Genomic DNA, 19,844 nt, shown 5'->3' on the forward strand with positions numbered 1-19,844 from the left:
CGCAGACCGCCCGGGGCGGGCGGTCTGCGCGAGAGGTTCAGGCGAGCTTCGCGTCCAGTGTGATCGGTACGGCCTTCAGGGCCTGGCTGACCGGGCAGTTGGCCTTGGCGTCGGCCGCGGCGGCGGCGAAGCCGTCCTCGTCGAGGCCCGGCACGGTGCCCTCGACGGTGAGGTGGATGCCGGTGATGCCCTCGCCGGGCTGGAAGGTGACGTCGGCCGAGGTGACGAGCTTGGTGGGCGGGGTGCCCGCGCCGTTCAGGGCGTGCGACAGCGCCATGGAGAAGCAGCTGGAGTGCGCGGCGGCGATCAGCTCCTCGGGGCTGGTCTTGCCGTTGGCGTCCTGCGAGCGCGAGGCCCACGTGACCGGCTGTGCCTCGATGGCACCGGAGGAGTCGAAGTTGACGACACCGCTCCCCTCGAGGAGGTTGCCTTCCCAGACGGTGTGTGCGGAGCGCGTGGTAGCCACGATCAGTCCTTTCCTGTGGTCCCGCTGACGGGGAGTGCGGGATCCATCCGATCACACTACGGCTCAGCTCACCCGGAAGACCGGTCCGCGTGCGGTGAACGGCAGTCTGGCACCCTGCGGGATCAGATAGGCGTGCTCGCGCCGCACCCGCAGGACGTCGCACCAGCCGTCGGTGATCACCAGCACGGGCGCGCCCGCGGGGAAGTCGTCCGCGCGGTGCAGCAGGTCGATGCCGGGCTGGAGGACGGTACCGCCGCGGCCGTGCACCCGGACCCGCTGGGCGATCTCGGTCACGGGCAGATAGCCGGCGTCGTGCGGGGCGGCGTCGCAGAACACGACCCGGGCGGCCGGTACGTCCCGGGCCTCGGCGTAGGAGGCGATCGCACCGAGTGCCTTGCCGAGCAGGGTGGTGCTCATGGAGCCGGAGGTGTCCAGGACGACGCCGAAGGTGCAGCGGGCGATCTCCTCGGGCGGGAAGTACCGTCCGGCGCGCGGGATGTCGGGGGTGGCCGACTGGCGGCGCGAGGGACGGGCGTAGGACCGCAGGGGCTGTGGGCTCGGCACGAACTCGTCGAACCAGCGGGCGAGTTGCGCGTCCCAGGGCAGGGGCGGATGGCTGAGCGCGCGGATCTCCTCGACTAGCCCGCCGGGCAGGAAGCCGCGCTCCTGCTGCTGGTGCAGGTCGAGGCCCCGGGCCAGGCCCCGGCGGTAGAACTCGTCGAGGTCGACACAGTCGCGCGGCGGCCCGAGCGGGCCGCCCAGGAGGTCGCCGACGCCCTTGCCGCGCAGGGTGGCCAGCCGGCGCATGCGGCGCAGGTCGCCGGCGATGCGGTCGTAGACCTCCTCGGCGGACAGGCCGGCCAGCTGCGGGTCGTGGAGCAGGCCCTCGGGCATGGTGCCGATCTGCATCTCGCTCAGCCAGCCGTTGATGACGTAGTCGCAGGCGACGTTGAAGAGGTAGGGGTCGCGGGTGCCGCAGCGGTCGCCGTGGCGCAGGGCGGCGTGCAGCATCTCGTGGGCGAGGATGAACCGCCATTCCTCGTCGTCGAACTGGCGCACCGGGTTGATGTAGATCTCGGCGGCCTCGGTGTTGACGGCGGCGATCGCGATGCCGTGGGCGCGGGCGAGTTCCGCGTCGGCGACCAGCTTGATGCCGGCCGCGATGCCGCCGAGCAGCGGGTAGGAGGAGATGAACCAGCTCAGGGCCTGCTGCCAGGGGCGCAGCGTGGGCGCCTCGCCGTCGAGCGAGTCGCGGCGGCCGCCCGCCATGTCCATCGCGGCGGACACGGTCCGGGTCAGGGCGGTGGCGAACGCCAGCTGGTGGTCGGGCGGCGGGGACCAGCGCGACCACCGCAGCAGCACCTGGTCGGGGTCGGGGCCCGCCGTGCCGCCGTGTTCGTGGACGGCGGGGATGCCGTCGCGGCGCCAGCGGGCGGCGAGCTGCTCCTCGTCGCCGTCGGGGTAGGAGGCGGGCAGGTGCCCGGGGGTCTCGCCGATGCCGAAGCCGAGCAGGAAGCGGTTGACGACCAGGCAGCGGGCGGCGAGGTCGTGGCGGTCGGGCGGGGTGCGTGCCCCCTGGGCGGCCGGGACATGTCCGAAGCCGAGGTGGAGGACGGCGTGCGCGAGCGCCCACGCCCAGGCGCCGGGCTCGGCGAGGCGGGAGGGATGGGCGTGCAGGGTGCCGTTGGAGTCGACGACCACGAGTCCGTCCCGGGGCGCGTACACGCACTCCTCGTGGCGGCAGACGTCGAACTTCACGGCGGCGAGCGCCGGGTTGGCCTTGAGCAGCTGCATCCCCGCGGCGAACGCCTCGCCCGCGAGGTCCCTCTTCTTCTTCGCGGGACCGCGGCTCACCGCCGCGCCTCCACCAGCCGGGGCATGTCCCGGGCCGCCTCGACGAGGAACCAGGACGGCAGCACGGGATTCCCGTCGGCGTCGGAGGCGATCACGGTCTGGGCCACCTCGACGGAGATCTCGGCGAGTTGGACGAGCAGGGACTTGGCGCGGTAGGCGGTCTGCCGGCCGTTCGCCGACATGTGCTCCTTGCTGACCGGGAGTTCCTTGATCAGGCGGCCGCGGAAGGACTCGGCGAGGTAGTAGAGCAGATCACGGTCCTCCAGGCGGTTCGGCCAGCGCGCCTCGCCCTTGAGGATCGCCTCGATGCCGAACCGGCTGCGCACGACCTTGACGTAGCCGCAGAACGCGGTGGCGTGCCGGGGGGTGAGCGTGCCGTGCGCGAGGACCTCCAGGGTCTCCTCGTCGAGGTCCCGGCCGAAGGAGTGCAGCGCGTCGGAGAGCATGTGCCAGGAGCGGGGCGTGGAGAAGGGCTCCTCGGTCTTCGGCGGCTTGGACCACAGGTGGTCGGGGCGGTCGGTGAGGTGGTCGAGGATCCAGGGGTGGATGCCGTGCTCGCCGGCCCAGACCAGCCAGTCCTTCGCGGAGACCTCCAGGTGGACGTGGGTGAGGCGGTTGACGAGGGCGGAGGCGATGGGGCGGGCCAGCGCGTTGTCCGTGGCCCGGTTGCCGGCGCCGATGACGATGGAGCCCTCGGGGAGTTCGTAGTCGCCGATCCGGCGGTCCAGGATCAGCGAGTAGAACGCCTTCTGCACATCCGGGGTGGCGGCGTTCAGCTCGTCCAGGAACAGACAGTACGGTTCGTCGCGCGCGATGGACTCCGGCGGGCAGAACACCGACCGGCCGTCCCGGATCTGCGGCACCCCGATGAGGTCCTCGGGCGCGAGCTGCGTACCGATGAGGCTCACGCACTCCAGGCCCAGCGAGGCGGCGAACTCCCGCACGAGGGAGGACTTCCCGATGCCGGGGGCGCCCCAGACGAAGACGGGCCGCACGGTGGCGAGGCCGAGGAGGAGTGCAGGGATACGAGAGGGCGTGACGGTGACGGCAGCCTGCAAAGCGGTGGCTCCAGAGAGTGTTCGAAAGGGGCAACTCGAACAGTGTCTGCGTCAGGCGAAATAGGCGCAGCTGATTTTCCAAGGGTGCCTGCACCCACCCAGGGGCGCGGGGAACTGCGCGACCAGCCCCCACCGGGCCCGCAGCCAGACAACTACGCGGCCTTCTCCTCTCGCGCAGTCACCGGTACTTGAGGACCCCCCGCTTCATCGAGCCACCGCCGCAGTACCTGATGAACCCCCTCCGCCCCGACCAGTCCCTCCGGCGGCGCCGACAGCACAAGCGGCGACAACAGGAACGGCTTCGCCTGCGCGCCCCCCAGCCCCCCGTGGGACCCGATCTGCTCCTCGAAGGCCAGCACCTCCCCCTCCGCCGGGTCGTACCAGGAGTTGACCATGATGTCGGCGGTGTGCGGGAAGGAGTGCGTGCGGCGCACCGCCTCGACCGCGCCGGGCCCGAAGTCGGCGAGCGGCCCCGGATTCTCGTCCAGTCGGTCGATCGGTATCTCCGTGCCGAACGGCCCGAGGACCACCCCGCCGTGCTCCTCGCTGCGCACCAGCAGGAATCCGATGCCGGGATGGTTGGCGAGCGTGGTCAGCAGGGCCGGGTGCCGGGCGTCGATCTCCTCCTTGCTCATCCGGTGGTGCACATCGGGGAAGGACACCAGCCCGAGGTTCCCGGAGGCCAGCACGATCGGCTCGGAGTTCCGGGCGGGCCGGTACCGCTCGCGGCCCTCCTTGCCCGGCCGGCGCAGCGCGGCCCGGACGGCGGCGCGGGCCTCGGCCCCGCTGTGGGTGCGCTCGGCCCTGCGCGGCACGGGCAGTCCGCAGCCGGCCCGGACCAGGTCGCCGAGGGTGAGGCCGTAGCGGGCGCGGAAGGTCTCGCCGGGGCTCTGGCCGTGGTCGGAGAGGAGGACGATCCGGTAGCGGCGCGGGGCGTGCTCGGCGACGTTCTCGATCAGTGCGAGCGAGCGGTCCAGGCGCTGGAGCACCTTGGCGGCGTCCCGGCTCGTCGGTCCGGAGTGGTGGGCGACCTCGTCGTAGGCCACGAGGTCGGCGTAGATCCCGGTGCGCCCGGCGAGCATGTCGCCCATGACGGCGGCGACCACGACGTCCCGTTCGACGACGGTCGCGAAGGCCCGCACGAGCGGGTACAGGCCTCCGCGGCCCACGCGCGGGCGCTCCTTGCGGACGCGGGCGAGGGTCGACTGGCCGATCTCGCGGCCGACCTCGGCGAAGAAGGACAGGGCGGTGCGGACGGCGTTGGCGGGGTCGGAGAAGTAGGCGAAGTAGCCCGCCCGGGAGCGGGTCTCGCGGCTGCGGCGGCGGGTGGCGATGGACAGGACGAGGGCCTGTTCCTCGGCGCCGCCGGAGAAGAGGTTGCCGCGGCTGGCCCCGTCCACGACGAGCAGCCCGCCGTGCCCCGCCCGCTGCACGGCCCGGCGCTGGAGTTCGACGGCGCTGGTGGGGCGGTTGCAGACCATCACCTCGCCGCGGTCCTTCTCGTACCAGCGGAAGGCGGGGACGTCGTGGTTGCTGCCGTGCAGGATGCCGAGCTGGCTGGCGCCGGTCTGGCTGGACCAGTCGGTGCGCCAGGGGGTGAGCCGGTGGGTGGGGCGCTCCAGCCACCGGGCGACGGTGGGCATCAGGCCCTTGCCGACGGCGGCGAGCAGGACGTCGTGGCCGACGCCGTCGAGCTGGAGGAAGAGCGTGCCGGGGGTGGCGGGACCGGGTGGGCGGCTTCTGCGGCGGCGGTCGGCGAGCCGGTAGAGCCGACGCCGGTAGGCGTCGTCGTCGCGCACGGCCAGCGCACCGCCGGTGGCGGAGGCCACGGCGGACATCACGGCGGCGACCACGACGGCGGTCTCGGGGGCCACCTCGCCCCGCCCCGACGGGTTGATCCGCAGGGCGAGCAGCAGCAGCGAGCCGTTGAGCACGAAGACCAGCAGCCCGAGGACGAGGGTGGGCACCAGCAGGAAGAGCCGTACGAGCAGCGGCCACACCAGGGCCGACAGCAGACCGAAGGCGCCCGCGCCGAACGCGGCGGTCACGGCGATCCGGGTGGCGCTGTCCCCGTCGGGGGACTGGAGCTGGAAGTCCGGCAGGATGCCGGCCAGCACGAGCATGGTGAGCGTCGAGACGGCCCATACCGTGACGCTCCGCCCGACCTGACTGGCCACCCGCCGCCAACGCCCCGCCACCACGCCCCGTACACCTCACGTCCTGGCCCGTCGTCGGTGCGGGCGCTGGGACCAGCGTGTCATACGGGTCGGACAGTCACCGTCCGTCGTAGCCCGCCGTCGGCATCGACAGCCTGCGGTGCACCCTGGCCTTCATCTGGGCGTCGTAGCGGGGCTCGGCGAAGCCCACCGTCTCCACCCGCACCCCGCGCCGGGCGCACTCGGCGACGAACTCCTCCACGGAGGACAGGGCGCTCTCCAGGACCCGGCGGCTCGGCGCGACGAAGAGGTCGCTGCCCGCCCGCACCCCGTCCCACAGCACGCAGTGGTCGGCCCTGAGCCCCCGCACCAGCAGTTCCCGCCGCACGGTGTACCCGCGCTCCGCGGCCCAGCGCGCGCACATCGCGTGCTGGCTGCGGGAGTCCACCAGGAAGGGGTCGGCGTCCAGCTCTTCCAACGGCGTCAGACTGGCGATCGCCGTGACACGGACCGGTCCCATGGTGTCCCCCTCACCTCCGGGTTTCGCCGCCGACCCTACTCCAGCCCGTAGGCTTCGGGGAGTCGCGCGAAGGAGGCAAAGAGGTGCCGGTGGAGATCACCTGGTGGGGTCACGCGACCTGCACGGTCACGGATTCGGACGTACGTGTGCTCACCGACCCCCTGTTCGCGCGCCGGCTCGCGCATCTGCGCCGGCGCCGGGGAGCGGTGCCACCCCCCGGCGCCTGGCAGGCGGATGTCGCCCTCGTCTCCCATCTGCACGCCGACCACCTGCACGTTCCCTCGCTGGCCCGGCTCGCGCCGGGCACGCTCCTGCTCGTGCCCCGGGGCGCACCACGCCAGGTGCCGGGGCTGCGCCGGCTCGCCCATCTCCGGGTGGAGGAGGTGGCGCCCGGGGACGAGCGGCGCGTCGGCGACCTCCTGATACGCGCGGTGCCCGCCCTGCACGACGGGCGGCGGCTGCCGGTCGGCCCGCACCGCTCCCCCGCGCTCGGCTACGTCGTCGAGGGCTCGGCGCGCACGTACTTCGCCGGGGACACCGGGCTGTTCGACGACATGGCCAAGGAGGTCGGCCCGGTCGACGTGGCGCTGCTGCCGGTCGGCGGGTGGGGGCCGTATCTCGGGGACGGGCATCTCGACGCGGGGCGCGCGGCCCGGGCGCTGGCGCAGCTCTCGCCGCGCAGTGCGGTGCCGGTGCACTACGGGACGTACTGGCCGATCGGGATGGACGCGGTGCGGCCGCACGAGTTCCACGCGCCGGGCGCCGAGTTCGTGCGGTGGGCCGCCGAGTTCGCGCCGGAGGTGGACGTGCACCGGCTCGGGCACGGGGAGAGCGTGCGGTTGGAGGTCGCGCGGTGACATGGCTCGCAGCCGCCTCCACGGGGGCGACGCCGGGGGCGGCGGGGCAGGCGATCGGCTATCCGACGCTGTTCCTGCTGGTGTTCCTGGGGGCGTTGGTGCCTGTGGTGCCGACGGGGGCGTTGGTGAGTTCGGCCGCCGTGGTGGCCTTTCACCGGACGGAGCCGCTGAGTCTGGTGCTGGTGTTCGTCACCGCTTCGCTCGCCGCGTTTCTCGGGGACATCGCGCTGTACTGGCTGGGGCGGCGCGGGATGCGGTCGCAGAACGGCTCGCGGTGGCTGGAGGCGATCCGGCGCCGGGCCCCTGAGGAGCGGCTCGGGCAGGCGCAGGGGAAGTTGGCGGACCACGGGATCGCGCTGCTGGTGCTGTCCCGGCTGGTGCCGGCCGGGCGGATTCCGGTGATGCTGGCGTGTCTGATGGCGGAGTGGCCGCTGCGGCGGTTTGTGCGGGGGAATCTGCCGGCGTGTCTGGCGTGGGCGGTGACGTATCAGTTGATCGGGATTCTCGGGGGTTCATTGTTCGAGGAGCCTTGGGAGGGTGTGCTGGCGGCGGTGGTGCTGACTGTGGCGATCAGTGCGGCGCCGAGTGTGTGGAAGCGGGTTCGGGCTGGGGGGTGAGGGTTCGTCGCGGGGTGCGGGTGCGTGGGGGCTGGTCGCGCCCACGCGGCGGAGCCGCACATCGATACAGCCCCGCGCCCCTGGGTGGGCACACTCACCCTTCGCTATGACAGGACCCTTGAACCGCCTACTGGCAGATCCCACAGGTTCTCGCGGTCCAGGCCCGCCTTCTCCCATGCCGCCCTCACCCTCGTCAGGGGTTCCAGTACCGGCTCCGCCGAGAGCACGAACGTCGCCCAGTGCATCGGGGCCATGCGCTGTGCGCCCAGGTCCTGGGTCGCCCTGACCGCCTCCTCCGGGTCGCAGTGGACGTCGCTGAGCCACCAGCGGGGGTCGTAGGCGCCGATGGGGAGCAGGGCGAGGTCGATGCCGGGGTAGCGGTCGCCGATGCGGGAGAACCAGTGGCCGTAGCCGGTGTCACCGGCGAAGTAGACGCGCTGTCCGTCCTGGGCGGTGAGGACCCAGCCGCCCCAGAGGGTGCGACAGGTGTCGGTGAGGGAGCGCTTGGACCAGTGGTGGGCCGGGACGAAGTCGAAGCGGACGCCGTTCAGTTCGGCCGCCTCCCACCAGTCCAGCTCGGTGACCGCGGTGAAGCGGCGGCGGTGGAACCAGCGGGCCAGCCCGGCCGGGACGAAGACCGGGGTGTCGCGCGGCAGGCGGCGCAGGGTCGGGGCGTCGAGGTGGTCGTAGTGGTTGTGGCTGATGACGACGGCGTCGACGCGCGGCAGGGCCCCCCAGTCGATGCCGACCGGGGTGATGCGGGCGGGGGTGCCGAGGATGCGGCGGGACCAGACCGGGTCGGTGAGGACCGTCAGGCCGCCGATCCGCACGACCCAACTCGCGTGTCCCGCCCAGGAGACGGCGACCGTGCGGGCGTCGACGGCGGGCAGCGGGCCGGGCGCGTAGGGGAGCTTCGGGATGTCGGCGAGGCCCTCGGGGCCGGGGCGCACCGCGCCTTCGCGGGCGAAGCGGGCCATGGCCTTCAGGCCGGGCAACGGGGCGGTCAGACGGTCGTGGAAGGACCGCGGCCACACCCTGCGCTCACCCGGCGGACGGGGTTCGGCGAGCGGTGGGGAGACGGGCGCGACGGAGGAGGGGGCCTGGGACTCGTCGGCCACTCGGGTGCCGGTGGTCGACTCGGACTGCTGCGTCATCGAGGAGGCTCCCATCGCTGGGCGTCGTCGCGGAGGTCGTCGAAGACCGACTTCAGGGTGGTCAACGCGCGTTGCACGTGTGGCAGTTCCAACGGTGTGGGTGACGTGAGGCATTCCGCGCGTTCGTCGTCGGAGGCGCCGAGCAGCGGGCCGGTGGCCAGCCGTACGCGCAGCGCGCCGAGGTCGTCGCCGAAGCGGTGGCCGCCGGGCGCGGGCATGCCCAGCCGGGCGCTGAGGAAGTCCTCCAGGTCCTGGGCGTCGCCCACGCCCTGCGCGGTGAGGGCGGGGCGCAGCGGGCCGAGGTCGACGTAGAGATGGCGCCCGGCCCGCGGGGGCAGGGAGAAGGCGCCCGCGCCGACGACGGCGGCGTGCGCGGCGGCGGCCACGCGCGCGTGGAGGTCCACGACGGCCGCGCGGTGGGCGGTGACCGGTTCGGGCTCGGTGAGGGCGTGGGCCGCCACCGCGGCGACCGGGGCGGCGATGCGGGCGCCGAGGGCGGTGAGGATGTCCAGCACGCGTGCGCGCAGGCCGTCGCCGCTGCCGTTGGCCGGGAAGCGGGCGATCGCGGCCGGCCAGCCGGTGGGCAGCAGGCCGCCGGCCAGGTCGGTGACCACGGTGACCCGGTCGGGCAGCATGTCGGCGGGGCTGAGCAGCACCGTCTCGTGCGGGGCGTGCACGGTGTCCCGCCAGGTCTCGTCGCTGACCAGGTGCAGGCCCTCGCCGGCGGCGGCCTCGACGGTCTCGTGCAGCACCTCGGGCGGCGCGACGGTGGCGGTGGGGTCGTCGGCGACGGACAGCACCAGCAGCCGCGGGTCACCGCCCTCGGCACGCACCCGGCGCACGGTCTCCAGCAGGGCGTAGGGGTCCGGGACACCGCCGCACTCGGCCGGGGTCGCCACATGGAAGACGGGTCGTCCCAGCAGGCGCGCGTACGGCGCCCACCAGGCGGCACACGGCCGGGGCACCAGGACGTCGCCGCCGAGCGCGGCGGTCAGGGCGAGCAGGAGGGCGGGCGCGCCGGGGGCGGCGGCCACGTGGTCGGGCCTGGCGGGCAGGCCGCGCCGGGCGCCGTAGTCGCAGGCGGCCTCCAGGAGCGGGGTGCCGCCGCCGACCGGTTCGGCGCGGGGGCGGGCGGCCGCGGCGGCGAGGACGGCGGTGAGCTCGGGCAGGACCGGCAGCCCGTCGTCCGGGAGCGGGGGGCCGTAGCGGACGGGCCCGTGGCCCTCCGGGTCGGTCCGCATGGTCACCTCCGTCAGCCGCTCCGCGGTGGCTCGTCGGGTCCGCCGTCTCGTTCTGCCGCGCCCGGCGCGTGTGGTGCGCTCCTCGCGATCTGAGTACCCACGGTGCCGCGGGCCCATGGCCACCCGCGCGGGTTGCGCCGATCACACCGCCCTGACGTTTCGCTCCGGCGCCTGCCTCAGCCCTCGCCCGCGGGAGCCCGGCGGCGCAGTCGGTACACGGCTCCGGCCGCGGCGCCCGCGATCAGCAGACCGCCGGCGACCAGGGCGGGCACGTTGTCGGTGAAGGTGCCGCCCTGGCCCGCGCGGACCGGGCGCTGGATGACGGCGGCGGCGCAGGTGTCGGTGCGCAGCTCGGTGTGCGGCTCGGTGTTCGGCGGCGTGTACGGCTCGATGCTCGGCGGAGCGCACGGGCGGCGGCTGCCGCTGTCGGTGCCCGTGCCGGTCCCGGTCCCCGTTCCGGTGCCCCGGGTGACGGTGAAGGTCGCGCTCCACGCCTTGCCCGGTGCGCGGTCCGCGGTGGGGCAGGTGCCGTCGACGGTCCACGCGGAGTCCGGGCCGACACCGCCGGCGCCGTCCTGGAGCTCCTGGTCGGCGGAGACGCGCGCGGTGCCGCTGTAGGCGGGGCCGGTGACCGCGTCCTCGTTGCCGGGCACGAGTTGCAGCCGTACGGTCTCCGTCTCGAAGGCCTCGGAGGTGGCGTCCAGGGTCGCGGGGGGCGTACCGCCGCCGGGGTCGCAGGAGACCGACACCGTGACGCTGCCGCCCGGCTGGACACTGCTGGGGCTGACCTCGGCGGCCGGGTCGGCGAAGGCGCTCGGCGCGGCGACGCCCAGGGTGATCCCGAGCGCGGGAAGGACGACGGACAGGGCCCGGAGACGGGCGGTGCGGCGCATGGGGTGGACTCCTTCGGCCGACGGCTGCGGGGCCCGTCGTCGAGCGTCGGGGACCCGACGACCGGACCGGGGGCACGGCGGTCGCACCCACGGCCATCACAGCCCGGCCCTCCCCTTCCCGCGCGCGGCCGAAGGCCATTGGCGGGACGGGGAGGGCCGATCGGGTGACGTCGGAAAGGTCAGCCGGTGCTCGGGAGAAGGGTCGGCCGGTGCCGGGGCTCATGCCGCGTCCCGCATGATCTGCTCGCGCAGCCGTCCGCAGCAGCGGCTGATCAGGCGGGAGACGTGCATCTGGGAGATGCCCAGCTGCTCGGCGATCCGGCTCTGGGTCATGTCGGCGAAGAACCGCATGTAGAGAATCGCCCGTTCCCGCTCGGACAGCGCGGCAAGGCGCGGTTTGACGGCCTCGCGGTCGATGACCGTGTCCAGCGCCGGATCGGGCGAGCCGAGGGCGTCGGTGAGGGAGTAACCGTCCTCGCTGCCGGGCAGTTCGGCGTCGAGGGAGAGGGCGGTGAAGCTCTCCAGGGCCTCCAGGCCGACCAGGACGTCGTCCTCGCTCATGTTCGCCTGGTGGGCGATCTCGGCGATGGTGGGCCTGCGGCCCGGAATCGTCTGGGAGAGGTCCTGGACGGCGAAACGGACCCGGTTGCGCAGGTCCTGGACCCGGCGCGGCACGTGCACGGTCCACATGTGGTCGCGGAAGTGCCGCTTGATCTCGCCGGTGATGGTGGGCACGGCGTAGCTCTCGAAGGCGTTGGCGCGTGCGGGGTCGTAGCGGTCGACGGCCTTGACCAGGCCGAGCGCCGCGACCTGGCGCAGGTCGTCGAGGTTCTCGCCGCGGCTGCGGAAGCGGGCGGCGAGCCGGTCGGCCATGGGCAGCCAGGCCTCCACGACCTGCCCGCGCAGGGTGTCGCGCTCGGGCCCCGGGGGCAGTCCGGCGAGCCGGCGGAAGGCGTCGGCGGTGTCGGGGGCGTCGTCGTGGGGGTGGTGCTTCGCGCTCACTGGAGTGGGCATGTGCGTCGCAACTCCCTAGATCGTGCTCTGGGTTGGACGATCGGAGTGGGAGCGCGTCCGGGAAGGGGGACCGGGACGGACGCGACCGTGGCGGCAGGGGGCCGCTCCCACGGGCGTGCCTCCGGTCCGAAGCACTGGGAGTGCGCGTGCCCCCGGCCGCACGCGCCAAACACCGGGGGCAGGGTTTTCCGGGGGCCCGCAGGGTGACTCGTAAGGCTGCCTGTGCCATCCATGTCCGGGAGGTCAGCCCATGAGCACCAAGGTGTCCGACCATGTCCTCGAGCGGTTGCGCGAGTGGGGTGTGGACCATGTCTTCGGCTATCCGGGCGACGGCATCAACGGCCTGCTGGCGGCCTGGGGACGGGCCGACAACCAGCCACGGTTCGTGCAGTCCCGGCACGAGGAGATGTCCGCGTTCGAGGCGGTCGGCTACGCCAAGTTCAGCGGCCGCATCGGAGTGTGCGCGGCCACGTCGGGGCCGGGGGCGATCCACCTGCTCAACGGCCTGTACGACGCGAAGCTGGACCATGTGCCGGTGCTGGCGATCGTCGGCCAGACGCACCGCACCGCGATGGGCGGCTCGTACCAGCAGGAGGTCGATCTGCACACGCTGTTCAAGGACGTCGCCTCGGAGTTCGTGGAGACGGTGACGGTTCCCGAGCAGCTGCCGAACGTCCTCGACCGGGCGATCCGCACCGCGTACGCCCGCCGGTGTCCCACGGCGATCATCATTCCCGGGGACGTCCAGGAGCTGGACTACTCGCCGCCCACGCACGAGTTCAAGATGGTGCCGTCCAGTCTGGACCGCAGCGCCTGGACCTCGGTGCCCTCCGACGAGTCGCTCGAGCGGGCCGCGGAGATCCTCAACTCCGGTGACAAGCCCGCGATCCTGATCGGTCAGGGCGCGGCCGGGGCCCGGGCCGAGGTGGAGCGGGTCGCCGAGATGCTCGGCGCGGGCGTCGCCAAGGCGCTGCTCGGCAAGGACGCCCTGAGCGACGAACTCCCCTATGTCACCGGCTCGATCGGGCTGCTGGGCACGCGTCCGTCGTACGAACTCATGCGGGACTGCGACACCCTGCTGACCATCGGGTCGTCCTTCCCCTACACGCAGTTCCTGCCGGAGTTCGGCAAGGCGCGGGGGGTGCAGATCGACATCGACCCGCACATGATCGGGATGCGCTATCCGTACGAGGTGAATCTCGTCGGCGACGCCAGGGCGACGCTCCGGCGGCTGATCCCGATGCTGGACGCGGAGCGCGGCGAGCGCGACTGGTACGTGACGGTGTGCGACAACGTCAAGCGCTGGCGGGACGTGATGGACCGGCGGGCGCGGCTGTCGGCCGATCCGATCAACCCGGAGTACGTGGCCCGGGCGCTGGACCCGCTGCTGCCGGACGACGCGATCGTCACCTCCGACTCCGGTTCCACCGCCAACTGGTACGCCCGACACCTGACCATGCGGCCCGGTATGCGCGGCTCGCTGTCGGGCACGCTGGCGACGATGGGCCCCGGGGTGCCGTACGCGATCGGCGCGAAGTTCGCCCACCCGGACCGGCCGGCAATCGCCCTGGTCGGGGACGGGGCGATGCAGATGAACGGCATGGCGGAGCTGATCACGGCGGCCAAGTACCGGGAGCTGTGGGAGGATCCGCGGCTGGTCGTCGCCATCTGGAACAACCACGACCTCAATCAGGTGACCTGGGAGATGCGGGCCATGGAGGGCGCCCCGTCGTTCCTGCCCTCGCAGCAGCTGCCGGACGTGCAGTACGCCGCGTTCGCGCGCTCGCTGGGGCTGACCGGGATCCGGGTGGAGAAGCCGGAGGACGTGAAGGCGGCCTGGCGGGCGGGTCTCGCGGCGGACGGCCCGGCGGTCCTGGAGTTCCTGACCGATCCGGCCGTACCGCCGATCCCGCCGCACGCGACCTGGGAGCAGCTGGAGGCCACGGCGGCCGCGATCCTCAAGGGTGACGCGGACCGCGGGGCCATGGTGAAGCAGGGTTTCAAGGCGAAGGTGCAGGAGTTCCTGCCGGGGCGGGAGAAGAAGTAGCCCCCGGAAGGGCGGCCGGTTCGATCCGGTCGCCCTCGGGCTCCGGGAGCATCAGCTCCTCGTACCGGCCGAGCGCGAGCACGGCCGCGAGCATCAGGATCGGTATGAGCGCGGCGAGGACCACCATCGCCAGTCCTTCCCAGGGGAGGTGCGCGGGGGGTCCGGATCGGGTCTCCCCGCTTCGGCGGGGCAAACCCCGTGTCGGCTTCCGGTCCTCGGGTACGCGGTGCGGACCCGAAGATCTGGAGGGAGCCATGCAGCGAGGCAGCGACCGGCTCAGCCGGCACCGCGACGACGAGATGAAGCACGAACTCCAGGGTCTGCTCCGCTCCGGGCACTCCACCCGGAGCGAGGAGTGGAACGACCCGGAGCCGACCGCCGACGACGATCCGCCGGTCTGGGGCGGCCCCGTGACGCCGGGCACCGAGGGGGCGTCACTGGAGGGTGTCCGACTGGAGCTGGCCCGGATCCTGGGCCGCAGCCCGTTCCCCGCCACTGCCGCGGAGCTGGTGCGGGTGCTGCGGCAGAAGAACGCCCCCGACGCCCTCGTCGAGGCCGTGGAGGGGCTGCCGCGCAAGGAGCAGTACGCCAATGTCCAGGAGCTCGCGCAGGCACTGATCCAGGCGGAGGGCACCGCGTGACGGCCGAGCTCGTACGGGACGTGATGACACCCGGAGTGGTGGCCGTCCGCCCGGACGCCTCACTGGTCGAGGCGGCGCAGCTGATGCGCTCGCAGGACATCGGCGATGTCGTGGTGGCCGACGGTCAGCACGTCGTCGGGGTGCTGACCGACCGGGACATCACGGTCCGGGCCGTCGCCGACGGCGCCGATCCGCTGACGGTGAGCGCCCAGTCGGTGTGCACACCGGATCCGGTGACGGTCGCCCCCGGCGACCCGGTGACACAGGCGGCGGCGCTGATGCGGGCGCACGCCGTGCGGCGGCTGCCGGTCGTCGAGAACGGCCTGCCCGTCGGCATGGTCAGCCTCGGCGACCTCGCCGCCGACCTGGACCCGGGCTCGGCGCTCGCGGACATCAGCCGCGCCGAGCCCGACCCGGGGCCCGGAGCCGACCCGAGGGATCTGCTGTGAGGGACCAGGCCGCCGAGATCGCCGCGACCGGGACGACCGTGGACGTCGGCGACGCCACCACCCGCTATCTCCTCTACGGGCTGCTGCCCAGCTGGTTCGTGCCGGGCCTGGCCGACTGGGTCATGCACCGGCGCACCCGCATCGAGGAGACCTCGGGCACCAAGGAATCCCTCATCCACTCGCTGATGATGGCCGAGGTCGGCCTGCCCATCGCGCTGACCCTGCGCTACGAGGTCAACCCCCTGCTGCTGACCGTGCAGTTGGGCGGGGCCGCCGTGCACGAGGCGACCGCGCTGTGGGACGTGCGGACGGCCGTCGAAAGCGACCGCGAGGTCAAGCCGCTGGAACAGCACATCCACAGCTTTCTGGAGTCGCTGCCGTTCGGCGCGCTGGCCGCCCTGATGTGTCTGCACGCCGACCAGGTCAAGTCGCTGGTGCGCGGCGGACGGGGCGACAAGGACGCCTGGCGGCTGGTGCCGCGCAGGCGGCCGCTGTCCCCCGGTTACCTCGCGGGCATCGACGCCGCGATCGGGGCGTGCGTGCTGCTGCCGTACGGGGAGGAGCTGCTGCGCTGCGCGCGCACGGCTCGTGCAAGGAAAAAGTCTTCAAGGAAAGGACGTTGAGTCCCATGCGCATCGCGTTTCTGACCGCACCCGAAGGCGTCGAGCAGATCGAGCTCACCGATCCCTGGCAGGCCGCGGTGGACGCGGGCCACGAGCCCGTGCTCGTCTCGACGGAGCCGGGGAAGATCCAGGCCTTCAACCACCTCGACAAGGCGGACACCTTCCCCGTGCAGGAGGTCGTGGGCGAGACGTCCGCGGACTCCTTCGACGGGCTGGTGCTGCCCGGTGGGGTGGCCAACCCCGACTTCCTGCGGACGGACGAGAAGGCCGTGGCGTTCGTGACGGACTTCTTCACCCAGGGACGCCCGGTGGCCGCGATCTGCCACGCGCCCTGGACCCTCGTCGAGGCGGACGTCGTACGGGGCCGGGTGCTCACCTCCTGGCCGAGTCTCCGGACGGACATCCGCAACGCCGGCGGCACCTGGGTGGACGAGCAGGTGAAGGTCTGCGACCACGGCCCCAACAAGCTGGTCACCAGTCGCAAGCCGGACGACCTCAAGGCGTTCAGCCAGACGTACCTCGACGTGTTCGCCCAGGAGGCCGCCTGATGGACCGCACCGACCAGGACGCCACCGCGTCCGGCGACCGCAAGCAGCGTCAGCGGGAGAGGTTCCACGCCGACGACCCGGCCGCCGGGCCGCTCACCACCGACCAGGGCGTCGAGGTCGACCACACCGACGACTCGCTCGCCGCCGGTGAGCGCGGTCCGACGCTGATGGAGGACTTCCACTTCCGGGAGAAGCTCACCCATTTCGACCACGAGCGGATCCCGGAGCGGGTGGTGCACGCGCGGGGCGCGGGGGCCTACGGGTACTTCGAACCGTACGAGTCCTGCGCGGAGTTCACCCGTGCCGCGTTCCTCCAGGACCCGGCGGTCCGTACGCCGGTGTTCGTGCGGTTCTCGACCGTGCAGGGCCCCAAGGGCTCCGCGGACACCGTGCGGGACGTGCGCGGCTTCGCCACCAAGTTCTATACGTCGGAGGGCAATTACGACCTGGTCGGGAACAACTTCCCGGTCTTCTTCATCCAGGACGGCATCAAGTTCCCCGACTTCGTGCACGCGGTGAAGCCGGAGCCGCACAACGACATGCCCACCGGCGCCTCCGCGCACGACACCCTGTGGGACTTCGTGTCGCTCCAGCCGGAGACCCTGCACGCGATCATGTGGCTGATGTCGGACCGGGCGATCCCGCGCAGCTACCGCATGATGCAGGGCTTCGGCGTGCACACCTTCCGGTTCGTGAACGCGGACGGCAAGGGCACCTTCGTGAAGTTCCACTGGACGCCGAAGCCGGGCGTGCACTCGCTGGTGTGGGACGAGGCGCAGGAGTGCCAGGGCCGCAACCCGGACTTCCACCGGGGCGACCTGTGGGACGCCATCGAGGCCGGTGAGTACCCGGAGTGGGAGCTGGGCGTGCAACTGGTGGCGGAGGAGGACGAGTTCGCGTTCGACTTCGACCTGCTCGACGCCACGAAGCTGATCCCCGAGGAGCAGGTGCCGGTACGGCCGATCGGCCGGATGGTGCTCGACCGCAACCCGGAGAACTTCTTCGCGGAGACCGAGCAGGTCGCCTTCCACACCGCGAATGTGGTGCCCGGTATCGACTTCACCAACGACCCGCTGCTCCAGGCCCGCAACTTCTCCTACCTGGACACCCAGCTGACCCGGCTCGGCGGCCCCAACTTCGCGCAGCTGCCGGTGAACCGGCCGGTGGCGCCGGTGCGGACCAACCAGCGGGACGGCGCCCACCAGAGCGCGATCCACCGGGGCACGAACTACTTCCCGAACTCCCTCGGCGGCGGCTGCCCGGCCCACGCGGGCGCCGACGGACACGCCTTCACGCACTACGCGGAACGGGTCGACGGGCACAAGATCCGGCGGCGCAGCCCGAGCTTCCAGGACCACTGGAGCCAGCCGGCGCTGTTCTGGAACAGCATGGCCGACTGGGAGAAGCAGCACATCGTCGAGGCGTTCCGGTTCGAGCTGGGCAAGGTGGACGCCCGGGCGGTGCGGGCCCGTACGGTCGAGCAACTCGCCAAGTTGAACGGCGAGTTGGCGGCCGAGGTGGCCCGTGGCATCGGGGTGCCGCAGCCGTCCGAACCCGGCGCGGAGGCGTCCAAGGCGGCCTCGCCGGCGCTCAGTCTGGAGTCGCTGCGCGGCGACGGTGCGATCCGCACCCGGAAGATCGCGGTTCTCGTCACCGACGGAATCGACGCCGATCAGGTGACCTCGGTGCGGGAGCGACTGGCCGCCGAGGGCGCGGTCGTGGAGGCGCTGGCCCCGGTGGACGGGGAGGTGCGGGGCGCCGACGGCGAGCTGTACACCGTCGACCGCGCGCTGCCGACCGTGGCGTCCGTGCTGTACGACGCCGTCCTGCTGCCGGGCGGGCCGGTGGGCACTCCGCCGGCGGCCGCCGACCCGGACGCGATGCGGTTCGTCCGGGACGCCTACCGGCACGGCAAGCCGATCGGCGCGCTCGGCTCGGGCGTGGGCATCCTGTCGGCCCTGGAACCGGAGGGGCTGCGGCTGTCCGCCGAGTTCCACCACGTGGAGAGCGACCGGGGCGTGGTGACGGAGACGTCCCCGGGCCCGGCGGGCGAGGAGTTCCTGGACGCGTTCGTGGCCGCGATCGCCGCGCACCGGCACTGGGACCGTCTGCCGACGCACCACTGAGCCGGGCCCTCCGGGCGCATCACCGGTGACCTGCCGATCAGGCGATCGGCGGGTCACCGGCCGCTGTCGGCCCCAGTCAGTGCAGTGTCAGTCCAGTGCCGGAGACGCCGACTCCCCCGGCTTCCGCTCCCGCGCCCCCTCCCGGGTGCGCCCGGCGGCCACCGTGCGGTCCGGGTTGCGGCGCAGGTACTCGCCCTCCAGACGGGCCATGCGTTCGTTGTGCGCCCTGAGCGCGTCGTTCGAGGCGTAGAGCAGTGTGTCGTGCCGCGTGCGGTGGATCGTCTCCAGCTCCTTCATGAGCTGCTGGTCGTCCAACCGGCTGGGGTCGACTCCGTTCATGGTGGTACCCCGCTCGTCGTGTTCGTCCATCCGCTTCGGGTACCCGCCCGGCACGCAATACCGCACTGCCCCCGAACGGCATCCGGGAGGGAACCATGGATCTCGCCTTTCTGCATCCACTCTACGAAGATCAGGGCCCCTGGGCCTCCGTGTACGTCGACACCCCGCCCCGCACGGAGGACGCCCCCCACGAGCGGCATCTCGCGGCGGTCGCGGTCGCCCGGGAACTGTCCACGCAGGGGGCCGACGAGGACACCTGCGGAGCGGTGCGGGAGGCGCTGGAGGAGCTGCGGCACTCGTCCGAACCGCACGGCCGGGCTTTCTTCGCGCGGGCCGGCGAGGTGGTCCTGGACCCGCCGCTGACCAGGTCCCCCGAGGCCGACGTGGTCCTCTGGAGCCGGCTGCCGCACACCGCGCCGCTGCTGGAGCTGGCCGGCGAGGACCCGGTCTGCGTGGTGGCGTACGTCGACCGCAAGGGCGCCGACTTCGAGCTGCGCGGGGCGCTGGGCCGCCGGGACGCCGGTTCGGTGACCGGCAGGCAGTGGCCGGTGCACCGCGCCGGCACCGCCGGCTGGTCGGAGCGGCACTTCCAGCTGCGGGTGGAGAACACCTGGGAGCACAACGCGGCCGAGATCGCCGACGCGCTCGCCGTCTGCCAGGAGGAGACCGGCGCCGACCTGCTGATCCTGGTCGGTGACGAGCGCGAGAAGCGGTCGGTGCACGAGCGGCTGCCCAAGCGGCTGCACGACCGCGTCGTCGAGGCCGAGCACGGCGCCGGCAGCCGGCTCCTCGACGAGGACGTCGAACGGGCCCGCAGCGAGCATGTACGGCAGCGTGCGGAGCGCGAGCTGGAACGGTTCCTCGCGGCCCGGGTGCCGGGCGACGACGGGCGTCCCGGTGCCGTGGAGGGCGTCCCCGCGCTGGTCGAGGCGGCGCGTGAGCACCGGATCGACGAACTCCTGATCCGCCCGGACGGCCCGGACGCGCACCGCGAGGTGTGGATCGGCGAGGACCCCGACCAGCTGGCGGTCCGCCGTACGGATCTGAAGATCCTCGGCGAGCAGAACTCCTGGTCGGCCCGGGCGGACGACGCGCTGATCAGGTCGGCGGTGGCGACGGGCGCGCCCGCGCTCTCGGTCACACCGGCCGACGGCGCCTCCGGGCAGGACGCCCCGGTGGGCGGCCTCGGCGCCCTGCTGCGCTGGGCGTGAGGCGCTCCGGAAGGGCCCGGTGACCGACGG

The 19,844-nt window shown here is 73.0% G+C and carries 19 protein-coding genes; 9 read left to right on the plus strand and 10 right to left on the minus strand.

Features of this window, described 5'->3' with window-relative positions:
• Window positions 1-37 precede the first annotated feature (37 nt).
• The 5 genes from ACFULQ_RS43205 to ACFULQ_RS43225 form a co-directional block, all read right to left on the minus strand.
• Window positions 38-466: an OsmC family protein gene (locus ACFULQ_RS43205; protein ID WP_383555602.1), complete on the minus strand. Its 429-nt coding sequence runs from the start codon at window positions 464-466 to the stop codon at window positions 38-40.
• Window positions 467-529: 63 nt separating this feature from the next.
• Window positions 530-2,260: a hypothetical protein gene (locus ACFULQ_RS43210; RefSeq protein WP_383555646.1), complete on the minus strand. Its 1,731-nt coding sequence runs from the start codon at window positions 2,258-2,260 to the stop codon at window positions 530-532.
• A 56-nt stretch (window positions 2,261-2,316) separates the two neighbouring features.
• The gene (locus ACFULQ_RS43215) at window positions 2,317-3,378 is read right to left on the minus strand and encodes an ATP-binding protein (RefSeq protein WP_383555605.1); all 1,062 of its coding nucleotides are present in this window, start codon (window positions 3,376-3,378) and stop codon (window positions 2,317-2,319) included.
• 152 nt (window positions 3,379-3,530) lie between these two features.
• Entirely contained in the window at window positions 3,531-5,579 is a 2,049-nt protein-coding gene (locus ACFULQ_RS43220) for a phage holin family protein (protein WP_383555608.1), read from the minus strand.
• A gap of 73 nt (window positions 5,580-5,652) precedes the next feature.
• Window positions 5,653-6,054: a hypothetical protein gene (locus tag ACFULQ_RS43225; RefSeq protein ID WP_123764082.1), complete on the minus strand. Its 402-nt coding sequence runs from the start codon at window positions 6,052-6,054 to the stop codon at window positions 5,653-5,655.
• Between the two features lie 83 nt (window positions 6,055-6,137).
• Between ACFULQ_RS43225 and ACFULQ_RS43230 the strand changes: the two genes are divergently transcribed.
• Together ACFULQ_RS43230 and ACFULQ_RS43235 are read left to right on the plus strand one after the other, a co-directional pair.
• A complete protein-coding gene (locus tag ACFULQ_RS43230; RefSeq protein WP_383555610.1) occupies window positions 6,138-6,911 on the plus strand; it encodes an MBL fold metallo-hydrolase in 774 nt (257 codons plus the stop codon).
• Window positions 6,908-7,528: a DedA family protein gene (locus ACFULQ_RS43235; RefSeq protein WP_383555613.1), complete on the plus strand. Its 621-nt coding sequence runs from the start codon at window positions 6,908-6,910 to the stop codon at window positions 7,526-7,528. Before ACFULQ_RS43230 ends, ACFULQ_RS43235 begins: the two co-directional genes overlap by 4 nt.
• Before the next feature lie 104 nt (window positions 7,529-7,632).
• Here the strand turns inward: ACFULQ_RS43235 and ACFULQ_RS43240 are convergent, their stop codons facing one another.
• The 4 genes from ACFULQ_RS43240 to ACFULQ_RS43255 form a co-directional block, all read right to left on the minus strand.
• Window positions 7,633-8,682 (minus strand): MBL fold metallo-hydrolase, encoded by a 1,050-nt coding sequence (locus ACFULQ_RS43240; RefSeq protein WP_383555616.1) that lies wholly within the window; start codon window positions 8,680-8,682, stop codon window positions 7,633-7,635.
• Window positions 8,679-9,923 (minus strand): aminotransferase class I/II-fold pyridoxal phosphate-dependent enzyme, encoded by a 1,245-nt coding sequence (locus ACFULQ_RS43245; protein WP_383555619.1) that lies wholly within the window; start codon window positions 9,921-9,923, stop codon window positions 8,679-8,681. Before ACFULQ_RS43245 ends, ACFULQ_RS43240 begins: the two co-directional genes overlap by 4 nt.
• 176 nt (window positions 9,924-10,099) lie before the next feature.
• Window positions 10,100-10,816 (minus strand): hypothetical protein, encoded by a 717-nt coding sequence (locus ACFULQ_RS43250; protein ID WP_383555622.1) that lies wholly within the window; start codon window positions 10,814-10,816, stop codon window positions 10,100-10,102.
• A gap of 219 nt (window positions 10,817-11,035) precedes the next feature.
• The gene (locus tag ACFULQ_RS43255; protein WP_383555625.1) at window positions 11,036-11,830 is read right to left on the minus strand and encodes an RNA polymerase sigma factor SigF; all 795 of its coding nucleotides are present in this window, start codon (window positions 11,828-11,830) and stop codon (window positions 11,036-11,038) included.
• 250 nt (window positions 11,831-12,080) lie between these two features.
• Here ACFULQ_RS43255 and ACFULQ_RS43260 point away from each other — a divergent pair, with 250 nt between their 5' ends.
• The 6 genes from ACFULQ_RS43260 to ACFULQ_RS43285 all read left to right on the plus strand — a co-directional run bounded on the left by ACFULQ_RS43260 (window position 12,081) and on the right by ACFULQ_RS43285 (window position 18,264).
• Window positions 12,081-13,877, plus strand: coding sequence for a thiamine pyrophosphate-requiring protein (locus tag ACFULQ_RS43260; RefSeq protein WP_383555627.1), 1,797 nt, complete (start codon window positions 12,081-12,083; stop codon window positions 13,875-13,877).
• 254 nt (window positions 13,878-14,131) lie between these two features.
• Complete coding sequence (locus tag ACFULQ_RS43265; RefSeq protein ID WP_383555630.1) at window positions 14,132-14,518, plus strand: DUF2795 domain-containing protein; 387 nt, start codon at window positions 14,132-14,134, stop codon at window positions 14,516-14,518.
• The gene (locus ACFULQ_RS43270) at window positions 14,515-14,967 is read left to right on the plus strand and encodes a CBS domain-containing protein (RefSeq protein ID WP_383555633.1); all 453 of its coding nucleotides are present in this window, start codon (window positions 14,515-14,517) and stop codon (window positions 14,965-14,967) included. Before ACFULQ_RS43265 ends, ACFULQ_RS43270 begins: the two co-directional genes overlap by 4 nt.
• Complete coding sequence (locus ACFULQ_RS43275) at window positions 14,964-15,590, plus strand: diguanylate cyclase (protein ID WP_383555635.1); 627 nt, start codon at window positions 14,964-14,966, stop codon at window positions 15,588-15,590. Before ACFULQ_RS43270 ends, ACFULQ_RS43275 begins: the two co-directional genes overlap by 4 nt.
• A 5-nt stretch (window positions 15,591-15,595) precedes the next feature.
• Window positions 15,596-16,138: a type 1 glutamine amidotransferase domain-containing protein gene (locus ACFULQ_RS43280; RefSeq protein ID WP_383555637.1), complete on the plus strand. Its 543-nt coding sequence runs from the start codon at window positions 15,596-15,598 to the stop codon at window positions 16,136-16,138.
• On the plus strand, window positions 16,138-18,264 hold the full coding sequence (locus ACFULQ_RS43285; RefSeq protein ID WP_383555640.1) for a catalase: 2,127 nt from the start codon (window positions 16,138-16,140) through the stop codon (window positions 18,262-18,264). Before ACFULQ_RS43280 ends, ACFULQ_RS43285 begins: the two co-directional genes overlap by 1 nt.
• Window positions 18,265-18,351: 87 nt before the next feature.
• Here the strand turns inward: ACFULQ_RS43285 and ACFULQ_RS43290 are convergent, their stop codons facing one another.
• Window positions 18,352-18,633: a DUF6158 family protein gene (locus tag ACFULQ_RS43290; RefSeq protein WP_330263463.1), complete on the minus strand. Its 282-nt coding sequence runs from the start codon at window positions 18,631-18,633 to the stop codon at window positions 18,352-18,354.
• A 65-nt stretch (window positions 18,634-18,698) separates the two neighbouring features.
• On the opposite strand from ACFULQ_RS43290, the gene ACFULQ_RS43295 reads away from it, so the two are divergent.
• On the plus strand, window positions 18,699-19,814 hold the full coding sequence (locus tag ACFULQ_RS43295; RefSeq protein ID WP_383555643.1) for a Vms1/Ankzf1 family peptidyl-tRNA hydrolase: 1,116 nt from the start codon (window positions 18,699-18,701) through the stop codon (window positions 19,812-19,814).
• The last annotated feature ends 30 nt before the right edge of the window (window positions 19,815-19,844 follow it).

Source organism: Streptomyces sp. NPDC057253 (genome assembly GCF_042669125.1).
Lineage (GTDB): Bacteria > Actinomycetota > Actinomycetes > Streptomycetales > Streptomycetaceae > Streptomyces.